General features: G+C 66.2%; 16 protein-coding genes. 3 read left to right on the top strand and 13 right to left on the bottom strand.

What is annotated here, in order from left to right:
• The 8 genes from era to hrcA all read right to left on the bottom strand — a co-directional run.
• A partial coding sequence (era, locus tag WB508_RS01765) for a GTPase Era (RefSeq protein WP_423843156.1) occupies nucleotides 1-686 on the bottom strand: 686 nt, incomplete at its 3' end.
• The gene (locus WB508_RS01760) at nucleotides 683-1,009 is read right to left on the bottom strand and encodes a cytidine deaminase (protein ID WP_423843155.1); all 327 of its coding nucleotides are present in this window, start codon (nucleotides 1,007-1,009) and stop codon (nucleotides 683-685) included. The genes WB508_RS01760 and era, both read right to left, overlap by 4 nt.
• Nucleotides 993-2,297 (bottom strand): hemolysin family protein, encoded by a 1,305-nt coding sequence (locus WB508_RS01755; protein ID WP_423843154.1) that lies wholly within the window; start codon nucleotides 2,295-2,297, stop codon nucleotides 993-995. Before WB508_RS01755 ends, WB508_RS01760 begins: the two co-directional genes overlap by 17 nt.
• Nucleotides 2,294-2,773, bottom strand: coding sequence for an rRNA maturation RNase YbeY (ybeY, locus tag WB508_RS01750; RefSeq protein WP_423843153.1), 480 nt, complete (start codon nucleotides 2,771-2,773; stop codon nucleotides 2,294-2,296). The genes WB508_RS01755 and ybeY overlap by 4 nt, the downstream gene beginning before the upstream one ends.
• Nucleotides 2,751-3,749 (bottom strand): PhoH family protein, encoded by a 999-nt coding sequence (locus WB508_RS01745; RefSeq protein WP_423843152.1) that lies wholly within the window; start codon nucleotides 3,747-3,749, stop codon nucleotides 2,751-2,753. The genes ybeY and WB508_RS01745 overlap by 23 nt, the downstream gene beginning before the upstream one ends.
• Before the next feature lie 53 nt (nucleotides 3,750-3,802).
• Nucleotides 3,803-4,144: an HIT domain-containing protein gene (locus WB508_RS01740; RefSeq protein ID WP_423843151.1), complete on the bottom strand. Its 342-nt coding sequence runs from the start codon at nucleotides 4,142-4,144 to the stop codon at nucleotides 3,803-3,805.
• 98 nt (nucleotides 4,145-4,242) lie between these two features.
• Nucleotides 4,243-5,373: a molecular chaperone DnaJ gene (gene dnaJ / locus WB508_RS01735; RefSeq protein WP_423843150.1), complete on the bottom strand. Its 1,131-nt coding sequence runs from the start codon at nucleotides 5,371-5,373 to the stop codon at nucleotides 4,243-4,245.
• A gap of 61 nt (nucleotides 5,374-5,434) precedes the next feature.
• On the bottom strand, nucleotides 5,435-6,466 hold the full coding sequence (hrcA, locus tag WB508_RS01730) for a heat-inducible transcriptional repressor HrcA (RefSeq protein WP_423843149.1): 1,032 nt from the start codon (nucleotides 6,464-6,466) through the stop codon (nucleotides 5,435-5,437).
• Nucleotides 6,467-6,535: 69 nt separating this feature from the next.
• Between hrcA and WB508_RS01725 the strand changes: the two genes are divergently transcribed.
• Nucleotides 6,536-6,949, top strand: coding sequence for a hypothetical protein (locus tag WB508_RS01725; RefSeq protein WP_423843148.1), 414 nt, complete (start codon nucleotides 6,536-6,538; stop codon nucleotides 6,947-6,949).
• On the top strand, nucleotides 6,942-7,766 hold the full coding sequence (locus WB508_RS01720) for a DUF3097 domain-containing protein (RefSeq protein ID WP_423843147.1): 825 nt from the start codon (nucleotides 6,942-6,944) through the stop codon (nucleotides 7,764-7,766). The genes WB508_RS01725 and WB508_RS01720 overlap by 8 nt, the downstream gene beginning before the upstream one ends.
• Before the next feature lie 6 nt (nucleotides 7,767-7,772).
• Here the strand turns inward: WB508_RS01720 and hemW are convergent, their stop codons facing one another.
• The 4 genes from hemW to WB508_RS01700 all read right to left on the bottom strand — a co-directional run bounded on the left by hemW (nucleotide 7,773) and on the right by WB508_RS01700 (nucleotide 13,100).
• Nucleotides 7,773-8,933 (bottom strand): radical SAM family heme chaperone HemW, encoded by a 1,161-nt coding sequence (gene hemW, locus WB508_RS01715; RefSeq protein WP_423843146.1) that lies wholly within the window; start codon nucleotides 8,931-8,933, stop codon nucleotides 7,773-7,775.
• A 4-nt stretch (nucleotides 8,934-8,937) separates the two neighbouring features.
• Nucleotides 8,938-10,773 carry an AMP-dependent synthetase/ligase gene (locus WB508_RS01710; RefSeq protein ID WP_423843145.1) on the bottom strand — a complete coding sequence of 612 codons (1,836 nt, stop codon included), beginning with the start codon at nucleotides 10,771-10,773 and terminating at the stop codon, nucleotides 8,938-8,940.
• A 141-nt stretch (nucleotides 10,774-10,914) separates the two neighbouring features.
• Nucleotides 10,915-12,768 carry a translation elongation factor 4 gene (lepA, locus tag WB508_RS01705; RefSeq protein ID WP_423843144.1) on the bottom strand — a complete coding sequence of 618 codons (1,854 nt, stop codon included), beginning with the start codon at nucleotides 12,766-12,768 and terminating at the stop codon, nucleotides 10,915-10,917.
• Nucleotides 12,762-13,100 carry a hypothetical protein gene (locus WB508_RS01700; RefSeq protein WP_423843143.1) on the bottom strand — a complete coding sequence of 113 codons (339 nt, stop codon included), beginning with the start codon at nucleotides 13,098-13,100 and terminating at the stop codon, nucleotides 12,762-12,764. The genes lepA and WB508_RS01700 overlap by 7 nt, the downstream gene beginning before the upstream one ends.
• Before the next feature lie 150 nt (nucleotides 13,101-13,250).
• Here WB508_RS01700 and rpsT point away from each other — a divergent pair, with 150 nt between their 5' ends.
• Nucleotides 13,251-13,511 (top strand): 30S ribosomal protein S20, encoded by a 261-nt coding sequence (gene rpsT / locus WB508_RS01695; protein ID WP_423843142.1) that lies wholly within the window; start codon nucleotides 13,251-13,253, stop codon nucleotides 13,509-13,511.
• Nucleotides 13,512-13,656: 145 nt separating this feature from the next.
• Here the strand turns inward: rpsT and WB508_RS01690 are convergent.
• Nucleotides 13,657-14,428, bottom strand: a 772-nt coding sequence (locus WB508_RS01690) for a hypothetical protein (protein ID WP_423843141.1), incomplete at its 5' end; no start/stop codon positions are given.

Below are 14,428 nucleotides of genomic sequence, written 5' to 3'. Positions count from 1 at the left end.
TCGGCGCGGGGCACGACCTCCTCGACCAGCACGGCCAGCGAGTGTGGCAGCTCGTCGTGGACGCCTTCGAGCGCAGCCTCACGCACGATCTCGGCGATCAGAGTCTCCTCGGGCTCGTCGGTGAGCTGGCCCTCGGGGTACAGCGCGGGACCCTCGGGCATCGTGGCGACCAACAGCTCGGCCAGCAGATCGATCTGTTCACCGGCCACTGCTGAGACCGGGATGATCTCCCGCCACTCGATGCCGACCTCGACGCCAGCCTCCTGCACCGACATCAGGTACGCCGCCAGCTTCTCTGGCGTCACCAGGTCCGTCTTGGTCACGACGGCGAACACGGGCTTGCGGGTGACCGACGCCAGCTCACGCATCAAGAACTTGTCGCCGGGACCGATGGCCTCGTTGGCTGGCAGACACATCCCGATCGTGTCGACCTCTCCCCAGGTGGTACGCACCAATGCATTGAGCCGCTCGCCCAACAGTGTGCGCGGCTTGTGCAGTCCGGGGGTGTCGATCAGCACCAGCTGACCGTCGGCTCGGTGCACCAGGCCACGGATCGCATGCCGCGTGGTCTGCGGACGCGAGGACGTGATGGCCACCTTGCCGCCCACCAAGGCGTTGGTGAGGGTGGATTTTCCGGCGTTGGGCCGGCCGACGAAACACGCGAACCCGGAGCGGAACGTGCTCACGTGCTCAGCACCTCGATCGGGGCTCCGGACTCATCAGCCATGACCACGTGCACACCTGCACCGCCAAGATCGCGGACCGAGGTCAACGCGGGAGCTTCGCCCCCGACGACGGCCCCGGCCTCGAGGCCGCGGGCGCCGGACGACACCGCCATGGCGACGGCAAGGTCGAGCGCTGCGATCTGCAGGGTGGGCAGGGTGACCGTGGCAGCGGCGTACGTTCGACCGTCCTGGTCGCGCACCGCTGCGCCCTGCGCGGCAGCGGTACGGGCACGTGAGGCGCGGGCGAGCGTCACGAGCTTGGCGTCCTCAGGAGGCAGATCCATGAGACGAGGCTATCGAGGGTTCCCCGGCATCGGAATCCAGGCGGGTGACGAGCACCCGACCGATGCGATTGCGCCGGCCCGACGGGCTCTCGGCCACGAACCTCAGACCGTCGACATCGACGGTGCTGCCGGGAATCGGCACCTTGCCCAGGTGCTTGGCCAGCAGGCCGCCGACGGTGTCGACGTCATCGTCCTCGACCGGGATGTCGAACAGCTCCTCGAGGTCGTCGACCTCGAAGCGAACGCTCAGGCGCCACGATCCGTCAGACAGCTGTTCGCTCTCGTCGGGCTCGGTGTCGTACTCATCGGTGATCTCGCCGACGATCTCCTCCAAGATGTCCTCGATCGTGGCCATGCCCGATGTGCCGCCGTACTCGTCAACCACGATGGCGACGTGCGTGCGGCTGGCTTGCATCTCACGGAGCAGATCGTCCACCGGCTTGGTGTCGGGTACGAACAGGCACGGACGGGCAATCGATTCGATCTTCTCGGTCGTTTCTGCCGTGTGGTTGTCGAAGACGCGCTTCGTCACGTCCTTGAGGTAGGCCATCCCGACGATGTCGTCCAGATTGTCCTCGACGATCGGCACGCGTGAATAGCCGCTGCGCAGTGCCAACGACATGGCCTGTCGCAGCGTCTTGCCGCGTTCGATGTAGACGAGATCGGTGCGCGGGACCATGACCTCGCGAACGATGGTGTCGCCGAGCTCGAAGACCGACTGGATCATCTTGGACTCGTCAGACTCGATCAGCGAGCTGGCGGCCGCGAGATCGACGAGCTCACGCACTTCGACCTCGGAGGCGAACGGACCCTCGCGAAACCCCTTGCCGGGAGTGATCGCGTTGCCAACGACAATCAGCACCCGGGGAATGGGGCCGAGCAGGCGGGTGAGCACGACCACCGGAAGCGCCGACTTCAGCGCGAACCGCTCGGCGTGCTGTCGGCCGAGGGTGCGGGGGCCCACCCCGATGACCACGAAGCTGACGATCGACATGATGATCACGGCCAGCAGGAAGCGCGCCCAGGCGCCGTCGACGCCATCGGCGATCAGAACGGCGACCAGCACCACGGCGGCGGTCTCAGCCACGATGCGAAGCAGCAGGACGGTGTTGATGTACGGAGCCGGGTCCTCGAGGATCGCCTCGAGGCGTGCGGCACCCGCCTCGCCCTCCTCGCGCAGCTCCTCGGCCCGGGCCCGCGAGAACGCCGAGATGGCCGCATCGATGCTGGCCAAAGCCCCGGCCGTCACGGCCAGCACGCCAGACGTGAGGATCAGCAGCCAGCTCATGAGGAGGTCTCCGGGTCACGACCGGCGGCGATCTGGTGCCACTCCAGCAGCAGACGACCCTGGATACCGAACATCTCCTGATGTTCCTCCGGCGCGGCGTGGTCGTAGCCAAGCAGGTGCAAGATGCCATGCACCGTGAGAAGCTCCATCTCGTCCTGGGCACTGTGCCCGGCGGCCGGAGCCTGCTGCGCGGCTACGTGCGGCGCGAGGGCGATGTCGCCGAGATAGCCCTCCGGCGCATCGTCGCCGTCGCGGCCCGGCGTCAGCTCGTCCATGGGAAACGAGAGCACGTCGGTGGGGCCCTCCTTGTCCATCCAGCGCTCGTTGAGCGTCGTGATGGTGTCGACGTCGACCAGCCGCAGCGTCAGCTCGGTGTCAGGATGCAGACGCATACGGCCCATGGTGAAGCGGCACAGGCGGGTCAGGGCGACGACATCGGCGTCGACCCCTGACTCATTGAGAACGTCGACGTTCACTGGCCTGCGATCCCTCTTCCTCGAAGGAGTCGTATGCCGCGACGATGCGACCGACGAGCTTGTGCCGCACCACGTCCTGCGCCGTGAGCATCGAGAAGTTGATGTCGCGGACGCCGGTGAGAATGTCCCGCACGACCCGCAGCCCGCTCTTGCTCCCGTTGGGGAGGTCGATCTGGGTGATGTCGCCGGTGACGACCATCTGGGAGCCGAAGCCGAGACGGGTCAGGAACATCTTCATCTGCTCGGGCGTGGTGTTCTGTGCCTCGTCGAGAATGATGAACGCGTCGTTGAGCGTCCTGCCACGCATGTACGCCAGCGGCGCCACCTCGATCACGCCTGATGTGAGCAGCTTCGGGATGGTGTCGGGATCGAGCATGTCGTGGAGTGCGTCGTACAGCGGCCGCAGGTAGGGGTCGATCTTCTCGCTGAGCGTGCCCGGCAGGAAACCGAGATTTTCGCCGGCCTCGACCGCAGGGCGGGTCAAGATGATGCGGCTGACCTCCTTGGCCTGAAGTGCCTGTACGGCCTTGGCCATCGCAAGGTACGTCTTGCCGGTGCCTGCCGGACCGATGCCGAACACGATGGTGTTCTGGTCGATGGCGTCGACGTACTTCTTCTGGTTCAGCGTCTTGGGCCGAATGGTGCGGCCGCGATTGGACAAGATGTTCAGGCTCAGCACCTCGGCGGGGTGCTCCTCGGTCTCGGTGCGCAGCATGGCCATGGAGCGCTCGACTGTCTCCGGGGTGAGGTGCTGACCGGTCCGCACGATCGTGACGAGCTCGTCGAGCAGGCGCTCGACCATGGCGGCTTCGGCGGGCGGTCCGGTCACGGTGATGGCATTGCCGCGCACATGAATCTGGGCGTCGAAGGACTGCTCGATCAGGCGCAGAAACTCATCGGCGGGCCCCAGCAGGGCGACTGCCGGGACGCTCGACGGAATCGTGAACGTGTGGGCGGGTTGGATGTCATCGGTCATGTGCCGTCAATCGTACGCAATCGCGGCGATGTCGTGCGAATCCCGGTGGCGCGTCAGCTCGGGAGCGGGCTGTGCAGGTGGCCGCCGAGCACGTGACCGTGCGCATGGAAGACGGTCTGGCCGGCAGCTTCCCCGGTGTTGAAGACCAGTCGGTACTGCCCGCCGGACTCCGCCTGGGCGATCCGCAGCGTCTCAGCGATCAGAGCGATCGTGACGTCGGGATCGGCTGCCGCGAGGCTCGCGATGTCCGGCTCGTGAAGCCGCGGCACCACGAGGACGTGCACGTCTGCCTGCGGGTTGATGTCGCGAAAGGCGATCGTGTGCTCGGTCTGCGACACCACGTCCGCAGGAATCTCCCCCCGCACGATGGAACAGAACAGGCAGTCAGAGCTCATGAGACATGTCTACCCGACGGCCGAGCGAAGCAACGCAAGCCGACCATGGGCCGAGCGAAACGAGGCGGGGCGGCGAGAGCAGCGAGCCGCGCGCCGCATCATCTGAAGGCGTTCTTGATCTTGCCGAACATTGATTGGTGCTGCGGGTCGAGAACGGCCTGCGGGTGCTCCTCGCCTCGCAGCGCGGCGAGCTTCTGCAACAGCTCGGTCTGCTCGTGGTCGAGGTGGGCGGGGGTCTCGACGATGACTTGCACCTTGAGATCACCGCGGCCGCTGGCGCGCAGGCGCGGGACGCCCTCCCCCTTGATCGTGATGACGTGACCCGACTGCGTGCCTGGCGGCACCTCGATCGGGATGTCCTTCTCGTCCAACGTGGGCAGGTCCAGATGTGCTCCGAGGGATGCGGCCGTCATGGGCAACGTCACCTGGCACTGCAGGTGATCGCCGGCACGCGTGAACATGTCGTGCTCGGCGACGTTGACCTCGAGGTAGAGGTCGCCCGCGGGACCTCCCCCAGGGCCGACCTCGCCCTCGCCGGCCAGCTGGATACGAGTGCCCTGGTCAACGCCTGCGGGGATCGACACCGAGATGGTGCGACGCGACCTCACGCGGCCCTCGCCGGAGCACTCCGAGCACGGCTCGGGGATCGTGCTGCCGAAACCACGGCAGGCAGGGCAGGGACGGGAGGTCCGGATGTCGCCGAGCAGGGAGCGCTGCACCTGCTGCACGTCGCCGTGCCCGTGGCAGGTCCGGCAGGTCACCGGCTCGGATCCCTCGGCCGCGCCACTGCCAGCGCACGTCGAGCAGACGACCGCCGTGTCGACCTTGATCTCATGATCGATGCCGAAGACGGCCTCGGCGAGCTCGACGTCCAGGCGCAGCAGCGCGTCCTGCCCACGCTGCATGCGTGGGCGCGGACCGCGGCCGGTGCCGCCGGCGTTCTGTCCGAAGAAGGCGTCCATGATGTCGTCGAAGCTGAATCCCTGGCCGAATCCGGCGCCGCCCCCAGTGCCGCGCAGCGGATCGCCACCACGGTCGAAGGTCGCGCGCTTCTGCGGATCGGACAGCACCTCGTAGGCCGTCGTGACCTCCTTGAAGCGGTCCGCGGCATCCTCCGCGTCGTTCACGTCGGGGTGCAGCTGTCGGGCGAGTCTGCGGTACGCCTTCTTCAGCTCGTCCGCTGAGGCCTCACGGCTCACGCCGAGCATCTGGTAGTAGTCGGTTGCCATCTCAGTCCAGTCGAATTCGAATCGGTGTCAAAGGTCAGGGTGGGGAGTCAGTGGGCTGTGCTCATGGGTCGGGCGTCCAACGCTCGGTGAGGATGCCTCCCACATAGCGTGACACCGCCGCGACCGCAGCCATCGTGGAGGGATAGTCGATCCGCGTCGGACCCACCGTTCCGAGTGTGGCAAGTGCCTGGTCATCACTCCCGTAGGGGGTGGCCACGACCGACGTGGCGGACAGGCCTTCATATCCCGTCTCGTGGCCGATGCTGACCGAGAGACCGGACGTGGCCTCGCCCAGCAGCTTGAGCAGAACCACCTGCTCCTCCAACGCTTCCAGCACCGGCTTGATCGACCGATCGAAGTCGGCTCCGAATCGAGCCAGGTTCGCGGTACCGCCGATGGCGATGCGCTCGTCGGAGCGCTCGTTGGAGAATGTCTGCGTCAAGGTGGTGACGATCGAGGTGACCACGGGCCGGTGTTCTGGGGCAAAGGTCTCGATCATGTCGGCGAGCCTCAGTGATGCCTCAGGCAGTCGTTCACCGAGCGTGGCACCGACGATCCGTGACCGCAGGTCGGCGAGCAGCTGCTCGTCAGGGGTCTTGACCAGCTCGACGATGCGCTGCTCGACCCGTCCGCTGCTGGTGATGATGACCAGGAGCACCCGTGCGGACTCCAACGGGACGACCTCGATGTGACGCACCGACGAACGGGTCAGTGACGGGTACTGCACGATCGCGACCTGCTGAGTCAGCTGCGCGAGCACCTTGACGCTGCGTTGCACGACGTCCTCGACGTCCACCGCCCCCCCGAGGAAGGTCTCCACGGCCCGGCGTTCGGGCGCCGACAACGGCTTGATGGTGGCCAAGCGGTCGACGAACACCCGGTAACCCTTGTCGGTCGGGATGCGTCCGGCACTGGTGTGGGGGGCCGTGATGTAGCCCTCGTCCTCCAACACCGCCATGTCGTTGCGGATGGTGGCCGGCGAGACGCCCAGCTGGTGACGTTCCAGCAAGGATCGAGAACCCACGGGCTCGTGGGTCTCGACATAGTCCTCGACGATGGCCCGCAGGACGTCAAGACGTCGTTCGTCCGACATGGCTCACCTCACGGCGTCGTTGGGGCGTGTTGTCTGGCACTCGGGCAGGGCAAGTGCCAGTCTAGCGAGATGCCCCCGGTGATCGTTGGTGTCGAGCGCTCGCTGACCTACGCCCCGCGGGAGATCACGCTCAGCGACGGCACCCGGATCGCCCACGCCAGTCAGGGCGGCGACCTCGAGGCGGTGTGGGCTGGCGATCTGGGCGATCTGTACGTCGAGGTCTTGCATGTGGGCGACGGTCCGTCCGGCGGCGAGCTGATCCTCGTCGTGCCGTCCCAGCACCTGGTCGCGATTGGCGACCTGTACGACCCAGCCGCCACCACGGTCGCACCATCGTGGCCCGTGGTCATCGACCTGGTGCTTGGCCTGCTGACGGCTGACACGGTGGTGCACACCAGTCATGGTGTCGTTGACCGCGACCGACTCGAGACCTTCCACCAAGAGCTGTTGGGTCAACTTCACGGAGGTGCGCCGCGTGGTTGATCGCTACGGGTCCGACGTCCTCGCTGGCGACTGGCGAGAGCCGAAGCGCGGCCGCACGGTCGACCACCCCGCCGATCTCGGTCTGGTCGTCGAAGACGCCGAGACCGGTTTCTGCGGGGAGCTGGTGATGCTGGAGAACGGCATCGTCGTGCTGGAGGACCGCCACCGCAAGCGCCGGTCATTCCCGCTCGGCGCCGGATTCCTGCTCGAGGGAAAGCCGGTGCGGCTGGTCACCCCGCCCCGCAGACCGGTGCGTCCCACCCGCACGGCATCTGGCTCCACCGCGGTGCACGACGCCCGCGCCCGGGTCGCCCTACCGAGCCGCATCTGGGTGGAGGGTCGTCACGACGCCGAGCTGGTCGAGCGGGTGTGGGGTGACGATCTGCGGGTCGAGGGCGTGGCCGTGGAGTACCTGGGCGGTATCGACGACTTGCGCGCCGCGGTCGTGGACTTCGCGCCGGCGGCCGATCGTCGCCTCGGTGTGCTGGTCGACCATCTCGTGCCCGGTTCCAAGGAGACCCGCATCGCCGAGCACATGTCAGGACGCCCCAACGTGCTGGTCGTCGGGCACCCGTACGTCGACGTCTGGCAGTCGGTCAAGCCAGACCGGCTCGGCTTCGATGCGTGGCCGGTGATCCCACGCGGTACCGACTGGAAGCACGGAATCTGCGAAGCCTTCGGTTGGCCGCACGCCGATCAGGCCGACGTCGCTCGCGCCTGGAAACACATCCTCGGATCCGTGAACTCCTACGCGGACCTCGAACCGTCGTTTTTGGGCCGTGTCGAGGAGCTCATCGACTTCGTGACCGTCGGCTGACGCCGGTCAGGTCAGCTCTCGCACCACAGCATCGGCGAGCAGCCGGCCCGTCAGGGTCAGCACCAAGCGGTCATCGGTGAGGGTGATCAAGTCCCGTCCGACCAGGGCGGGCAGCTTGTTTCGGGCGGACTCGCTCAGCTCGGTCACCGGGTGACCGCTGCGTAGACGCGTCTGCAACATGACCCGCTCGACCTGGGCCGTGTCAGCGTCGATGAACTCGCCGTCCATGCGCGGCGACTCGCCGGCAGCCAACCGCTGCGCGTACGCCACGGGGTGCTTCACGTTCCACCACCGCTCGCCGGCCACGTGCGAGTGCGCGCCTGGACCGATGCCGAACCAGTCGTCGCTGTTCCAGTACAGACCGTTGTGCTGACAGCGGGCCGTCTCGTCACGGGCCCAGTTCGAGAGCTCGTACCAGCCGAAGCCCGCCTCCGTGAGCAGGTCGTCGGCCAGCAGGTACTTGTCTGCGGTCTCGTCCTCGTCGGGCATCTCGACCTCACCCCTGCGCACCTGACGGGCGAAGGCCGTGCCGTCCTCGACGATCAGGGCGTAGGCGCTCACATGATCGGGTTGCAGCGCGAGGGCGTGCTCCAGGCTGGCGCGCCAGTCGTCGAGCGACTCGCCTGGCGTGCCATAGATGAGGTCGACGCTGAGCTGCGCGAAGCCGGCTTCACGGGCCCACTGCACGGCCTCGGGCACCCGCTCGGGGCGGTGCGTGCGATCAAGAGTCGCCAAGACGTGGGGCACGGCTGACTGGACGCCGAAGGAGATGCGGTTGAACCCGCCGGCCCGCAAGGTGGCGAGCGCACGCGGGTCGACGCTGTCCGGGTTTGCCTCGGTCGTGACCTCCGCGCCTGACGTCAGTCCGAAGCGATCGTCGATGGCGCGCAGCACCCGCACCAGGTCATCGGCCGGCAGCTGCGTGGGCGTGCCCCCGCCGAAGAAGACGGTGTCGACCTGGCGATCTCCCATGGCTGCGTGAGCCCGCTCGATCTCGGCGATGGCGGTGTCGGCATAGGTGGCGCGGGTGGCTCCCTCGCCCAGCTCGTCGGCGGTGTAGGTGTTGAAGTCGCAGTACCCACACCGCACGGAGCAGAACGGCACATGAACGTAGATGCCAAAAGGCCGCTCTCCCGACGGGGAGAGCGGCCTTCCAGACGTGTTCATTGCCTCAAGCGTAGAACGAGTCCAGCAGTTCCTTGTTGTTGGTCTCGACGACTGCGCGCTTGACCTTCATGCTCGGGGTCAGCTCACCGCTCTCCGGCGACAAGTCGTGGTCGAGGATTGCGAACTTCTTGACCTGCTCCCACCGGTTGATCTTCTCGTTGAGCTCGGCAATCTGGCCCTCGATGATGGCGTGGATCTCCGGCGAGGACACGACCTCGGCGTAGGACTTGCCCTCCATGCCGTGGCCGGCGGACCACTCGGCGACCGCATCGGGATCCAGCGTGATCAGCGCGGAGCAGAAGTTGCGCTCATTGCCGTGCACCAGGATCTGGCTGGTCAGCGAGCTGATGCCCTTGAAGACGCCCTCGATGTGCGGCGGCGCCACGTACTTGCCGCCCGAGGTCTTGAACAGCTCCTTCTTGCGGCCCGTGATGTACAGGAAGCCGTCTTCGTCGATGCGGCCTTCATCACCGGTGTGCAGCCAGCCCTCGGCGGTCTTGGTCGAGGCGCTCTCGGTGTCGAGATTGTGGTACCCCTCCATGACGTGCGGACCCTTGATCATGATCTCGCCGTCCTCGGCGATCTTGGCCTCGCTGCCGGGGAACGCGCGACCGACCGAGCCGATCCTGTAGGCGTCCGGGCTGTTGACGAAGGCGCCGGCCGACGTCTCGGTGAGGCCGTAGCCCTCGAGGATCAGCACGTCTGCAGCGTGGAACCACTCCGCGATGTCCGCGGAGAGCGCAGCGGCACCGGAGATGAAGAACCGGACCCGGCCGCCGAAACGCTCGCGCACCTTGGAGAACACCAGCTTGTCGGCCAAGCCGTGCTGAAACTTCAGCACTGGAGAGATCGACTCGCCCGCGCGGGTCTTGCGCGAGTAGTCCAGGCCCACCTTCTCGGCCCACTTGAAGATCTTGAGCTTGGCGCCGCCCTCAGCCTCGGTCATGCCGACGATGCGGCCATACGCCTTCTCGAAGATGCGAGGCGCCGCGCCCATGAACGTCGGCTTCACGATGGCCAGGTTGTCGACGATCTTGGGCACGCGGCCGTCGATCGCCGTCGGGAAGCCGATCAGCAGCTGGGTGGTGGTGAGCACCTTGCCGAACGAGTGCGCCATCGGCAGCCAGAGGAACTGCAGGTCGTCGGCGGTCAAGATGCCCTGGGCCTGGATGACGGCTGCCTCGTAGGTCCAGCTCTCGTGGCGCAGCCGGACGCCCTTGGGGCGACCCGTGGTGCCCGACGTGTAGATCAAGGTGGCCAGCGAGTCGGGCTTGGTGGCCGCGACGCGTTCCTTGATGACGGTGGGGTTTTGAGCGAGGTGGTCCGCGCCGATCTTCTCCAGATCGTTCAGCGAGATGACCCAGTCGCCGTCCGTGGCGCCGTCGGTCACGACGACCTTCATGATGGCGGGCAGCTCGCTGCGCTTCTCGCGCAGCTTGGCCACCTGCTCGTCGTCCTCGGCGAAGACAACGCGGCTGTCGGAGTCCGACAGGATGTACGCGACGTCGTCGGTGATCGTGGTCGGATAGACCGTGGTGGTGGCCGCACCTGACGCCATGATGGCGAGGTCCGCCAGGATCCACTCCAGTCGGGTGCCGGACGCGATCGCCACACGTTGCTCCGCCTCGACGCCGAGAGCAACCAGACCTGCGGCCAGACGGGTCACCGTCTCGCCGGTCTCAGCCCAGGTGAGCTTCTGCCAGTTCTCGTTCTCATCGGGGTAGCTGAATGCTTCCCGGTCGGCGAACGTGTCGACGCGATCGAAGAACATCTGGCTGACCGTGCCCGGTCGGCTTTCGATGATCTTCATTTCCTCAGCAGTGGCCTGTGGTGCGGGCATGTAGTTCCTCAACGATTCAGGGGGCGATGTGGTGTCGGTCACTTTAACCTACTCGCTGGTCGCCGAAGCGGGCGTCGCGGTTGATGCGCGCAGGGCGGGCGGCACCGCCGTCCTCTGCCGCTGCCGCGGGACGAACCGAGGTCAGGACTTGGCTGAGCCCGCGTCGCCCGTGGAGAGCGCTGCGATGAAGGCTTCCTGCGGGACCTCGACGCGCCCCACCATCTTCATCCGCTTCTTGCCCTCCTTCTGCTTCTCCAGCAGCTTGCGCTTGCGGCTGATGTCGCCGCCGTAGCACTTGGCGAGCACGTCCTTGCGGATCGCCCGAATGTTCTCGCGGGCGATGACGCGGGCTCCGATGGCCGCCTGGATCGGGACTTCGAACTGCTGGCGCGGAATGAGTTCCTTGAGCTTGCCGGCCAGCGCGACCCCGTAGCCGTACGCGCTGTCGCGGTGCACGATCGCGCTGAACGCGTCGACCACCTCGCCCTGCAGCAGCACATCGACCTTCACCAGATCGGCAGCCTGCTCGTCGGTGGGTTCGTAGTCCAGCGAGGCGTAGCCCTTGGTGCGGCTCTTCAGCGCGTCAAAGAAGTCGAACATGATCTCGCCCATCGGCAGCGTGTACCGGATCTCGACACGATCGTCGGACAGGTAGTCCATGCCCAGCAGCTGGCCACGGCGCGACTGGCACAGCTCCATGATGGCGCCGATGTACTCAGCCGGACTGAGCACCGTGGCGCGGACGACCGGCTCGAAGACCTTGTCGATCTTGCCGGTCGGATATTCGCTGGGGTTGGTGACCGTGATCTCGGAGCCGTCCTCCATCTGCACCCGGTAGACCACGTTGGGGGCAGTGGAGATCAGCTCGAGATCGAACTCACGCTCCAGGCGCTCGCGCACGATCTCCAGATGCAGCAGACCCAGGAAGCCGATGCGAAAGCCGAAGCCGAGCGCACCGGAGGACTCGGGCTCGTAGACCAGCGCGGCATCGTTGAGCTGCAGCTTTTCCAGCGCGTCGCGCAGGGTGGAGAAGTCGTCTCCGTCAATCGGGTACAGGCCGGAGAAGACCATGGGATTGGGCGTCTTGTAGCCACCCAGCGGCTCCTCGGCACCCCGCACGCTCGACGTGACCGTGTCACCGACGCGGGACTGACGTACTTCCTTGACACCGGTGATCAGGTAACCGACCTCCCCGACACCGATCTGATTGGCTTTGACCGGCTCCGGCGAGATGACGCCGACCTCGAGCATCTCGTGCACGGCGCCCGTGGACATCATCTTGATGCGGTCGCGGTGCGTGAGCTTGCCGTCAACGACACGCACGTATGTCACCACGCCGCGGTAGGTGTCGTAGACAGAGTCGAAGATCAAGGCGCGCGGCGGTGCGTCGGCATCACCCTGCGGCGGTGGGATCTCCTCGACGATCGTGTTGAGCAGCGCCTCCACGCCTTCACCGGTCTTGGCCGACACCCGCAGGACGTCATCGGGATCTCCACCGATGATGCCGGCGATCTCGGCGGCGTACTTCTCCGGCTGCGCTCCGGGCAGGTCGATCTTGTTGAGCACCGGGATGATGTCCAGATCGGCGTCGATGGCCAGGTACAGGTTCGCCAGCGTCTGCGCCTCGATGCCCTGGGCTGCATCCACCAGGAGCACGGCACCTTCGCACGCCTCGAGGCTTCGGCTGACCTCGTAGGTGAAGTCGACGTGGCCGGGAGTGTCGATCATGTTGAGCACGAACGTGGTGCCCGCGTCCTGTCCCGTCGACTTGGTGAATGGCATGCGCACGGCCTGGCTCTTGATCGTGATGCCGCGCTCACGTTCGATGTCCATGCGGTCCAGGTACTGCGCCTTCATGTCGCGACCATCGACGACCCCGGTGTGCTGCAGCATCCGATCGGCCAGCGTGGACTTGCCGTGGTCGATGTGCGCGATGATGCAGAAGTTGCGGATGATCGACGGGTCGGTCGAGCCCGGCTGCGGTGCGCTCACCATGCGTATGCGATCACGATGTTGGCCAGCACCAGCGCGGCAATCACGTGGGCGATCGGATTGGGCGACGGACGTTTGCCGGGCCCGTGCGCCAGACCGACGGCCACGAACGCGATCACCAGCTTGACCGCGACCTTTGCGTGGTCCGGGTCGGCGACGGCGTCGCTGGCCGAGGCGATGCCCACCAGCACCAGGCCCAGCACGAACGCGACTGTCAGGCCCTGCGCCATCCACTGGTTGACCCGCGGCCCACGGGCATCCTTGAGGTACCCGATCACGACGACAACCCAAGCGGCGATGTGGACGTACGTCAGGACGTCGTAAAGGGTCTCCATGGGGTCAAGTCTAGGAGTCAGCGCCGCGTCGTTCGGACCGCGGCCGCGATTTGGGGCACTGCCCTCGGCGCTGGTAGAGTTGGCGGTCGCGTGCATCGGCATGCCCACACACTCAGCAGCACCCATCCGTCGAGAGAAACAGGACGCCCCGTGGCGAACATCAAGTCGCAGATCAAGCGCAACCTCCAGAACGAGAAGGCGCGTCAGCGCAACATCTCGGTGCGGTCCGCCTTGAAGACGTCGATCCGACGCTTCACCGAGGCCGTCGACGCCGGTGAGACCGACAAGGCCAAGGAGCTGGCCCGCACGGCAACCAAGAACCTCGACAAGGCCGCCTCGAAGAAGGTCATCCACAAGAACCAGGCGGCGAACCGCAAGTCAGCCATTGCCAAGAAGGCCGCTTCGCTCTAGCAGCCCCCAGACACCGAAGACCCCGGTACCTCGATCCGTTCGAGACACCGGGGTCTTCTGCGTTCCGGGCGTGCGCCCGCGACACCGACGAACGGCCACCGTCGCGGAGAACATCCGCCACGATGGCCGTCGCCGGCTCAGCCGATCAGAACTTCTTGGCGCATTCTGACCAGTCGACCTTGGCCTGCTGGCCACGATCGACCACGACCGACTCCTTCTGCAGGACCTGACCGCCCTTCTCGCAGGTCATCGTCCAGTTCTCGATCAGACCGGGCACCTCACGCGAGTCGACCAACGTCGAATCGAACAGGGTGGCTGTCACGGTGTACGTCGGCGCCGTCGATGCGAAGTTGATGACACGCAGCACATAGTCACCGGTCGACGGTGCGGCGATCTCCGCCCGCTCCTTCTCGTTGACGAAGTTGCCTGAGGATCCGACCTGGGTCAGGGTCCCATCATCCTTCTTCTTGTACACCTCGAGGTCGAAGTCGTCTGGCGTCGGCCAGTCCAGATCGACCTGGAGCACATCGATACCGGACTCGGTGATCGTGAACGGGTGATCGACGGCCTGACCGATCGTGGTGGGTCCACCCTGGTACGTCTCGGTGCGCACCGGCTTGTCCTCGGTGATCTGGACCAGCTTGTCCTGCACCACCGGTCGGGTCGACTGGTTGACGTGCCAGATGTACTTGCCGTTCGCCGGCACCTCCATGGTGCTGTTCAAGGTGTCGATGAAGGAGCTGTTCCACGTCGGGGTCGCGAACTCCTTGCGCAGACGCAACGTCGCACCCTTGGGCGCCTTGCCGCGGATCACGGCATGGGTGGCCTCGTCGACCGTGTTCTCCAGCGCGAGCAGGTAGGCCTCCCGGTTACCCTTGCCGACGTAATCTCCGGCGCCGACGTACTCGTCGACGACC

The organism is Aeromicrobium sp., assembly GCF_049586495.1.
Classification (GTDB): Bacteria; Actinomycetota; Actinomycetes; order Propionibacteriales; family Nocardioidaceae; genus Aeromicrobium.
Note: the sequence above shows the minus strand (reverse complement) of the source record. Positions and strands in the feature narration are given on the sequence as shown.

What these genes read in the sequence shown, in the direction of transcription:
- WB508_RS01760 (WP_423843155.1), bottom strand. Translation starts at nt 1,009, where the DNA reads ATGGATCTGCCTCCTGAGGACGCCAAGCTCGTGACGCTCGCCCGCGCC.
- WB508_RS01755 (WP_423843154.1), bottom strand. Translation starts at nt 2,297, where the DNA reads ATGAGCTGGCTGCTGATCCTCACGTCTGGCGTGCTGGCCGTGACGGCC.
- WB508_RS01745 (WP_423843152.1), bottom strand. Translation starts at nt 3,749, where the DNA reads ATGACCGATGACATCCAACCCGCCCACACGTTCACGATTCCGTCGAGC.
- WB508_RS01740 (WP_423843151.1), bottom strand. Translation starts at nt 4,144, where the DNA reads ATGAGCTCTGACTGCCTGTTCTGTTCCATCGTGCGGGGGGAGATTCCT.
- dnaJ (WP_423843150.1), bottom strand. Translation starts at nt 5,373, where the DNA reads ATGGCAACCGACTACTACCAGATGCTCGGCGTGAGCCGTGAGGCCTCA.
- hrcA (WP_423843149.1), bottom strand. Translation starts at nt 6,466, where the DNA reads ATGTCGGACGAACGACGTCTTGACGTCCTGCGGGCCATCGTCGAGGAC.
- WB508_RS01725 (WP_423843148.1), top strand. Translation starts at nt 6,536, where the DNA reads ATGCCCCCGGTGATCGTTGGTGTCGAGCGCTCGCTGACCTACGCCCCG.
- hemW (WP_423843146.1), bottom strand. Translation starts at nt 8,933, where the DNA reads ATGAACACGTCTGGAAGGCCGCTCTCCCCGTCGGGAGAGCGGCCTTTT.
- WB508_RS01710 (WP_423843145.1), bottom strand. Translation starts at nt 10,773, where the DNA reads ATGCCCGCACCACAGGCCACTGCTGAGGAAATGAAGATCATCGAAAGC.
- lepA (WP_423843144.1), bottom strand. Translation starts at nt 12,768, where the DNA reads ATGGTGAGCGCACCGCAGCCGGGCTCGACCGACCCGTCGATCATCCGC.
- WB508_RS01700 (WP_423843143.1), bottom strand. Translation starts at nt 13,100, where the DNA reads ATGGAGACCCTTTACGACGTCCTGACGTACGTCCACATCGCCGCTTGG.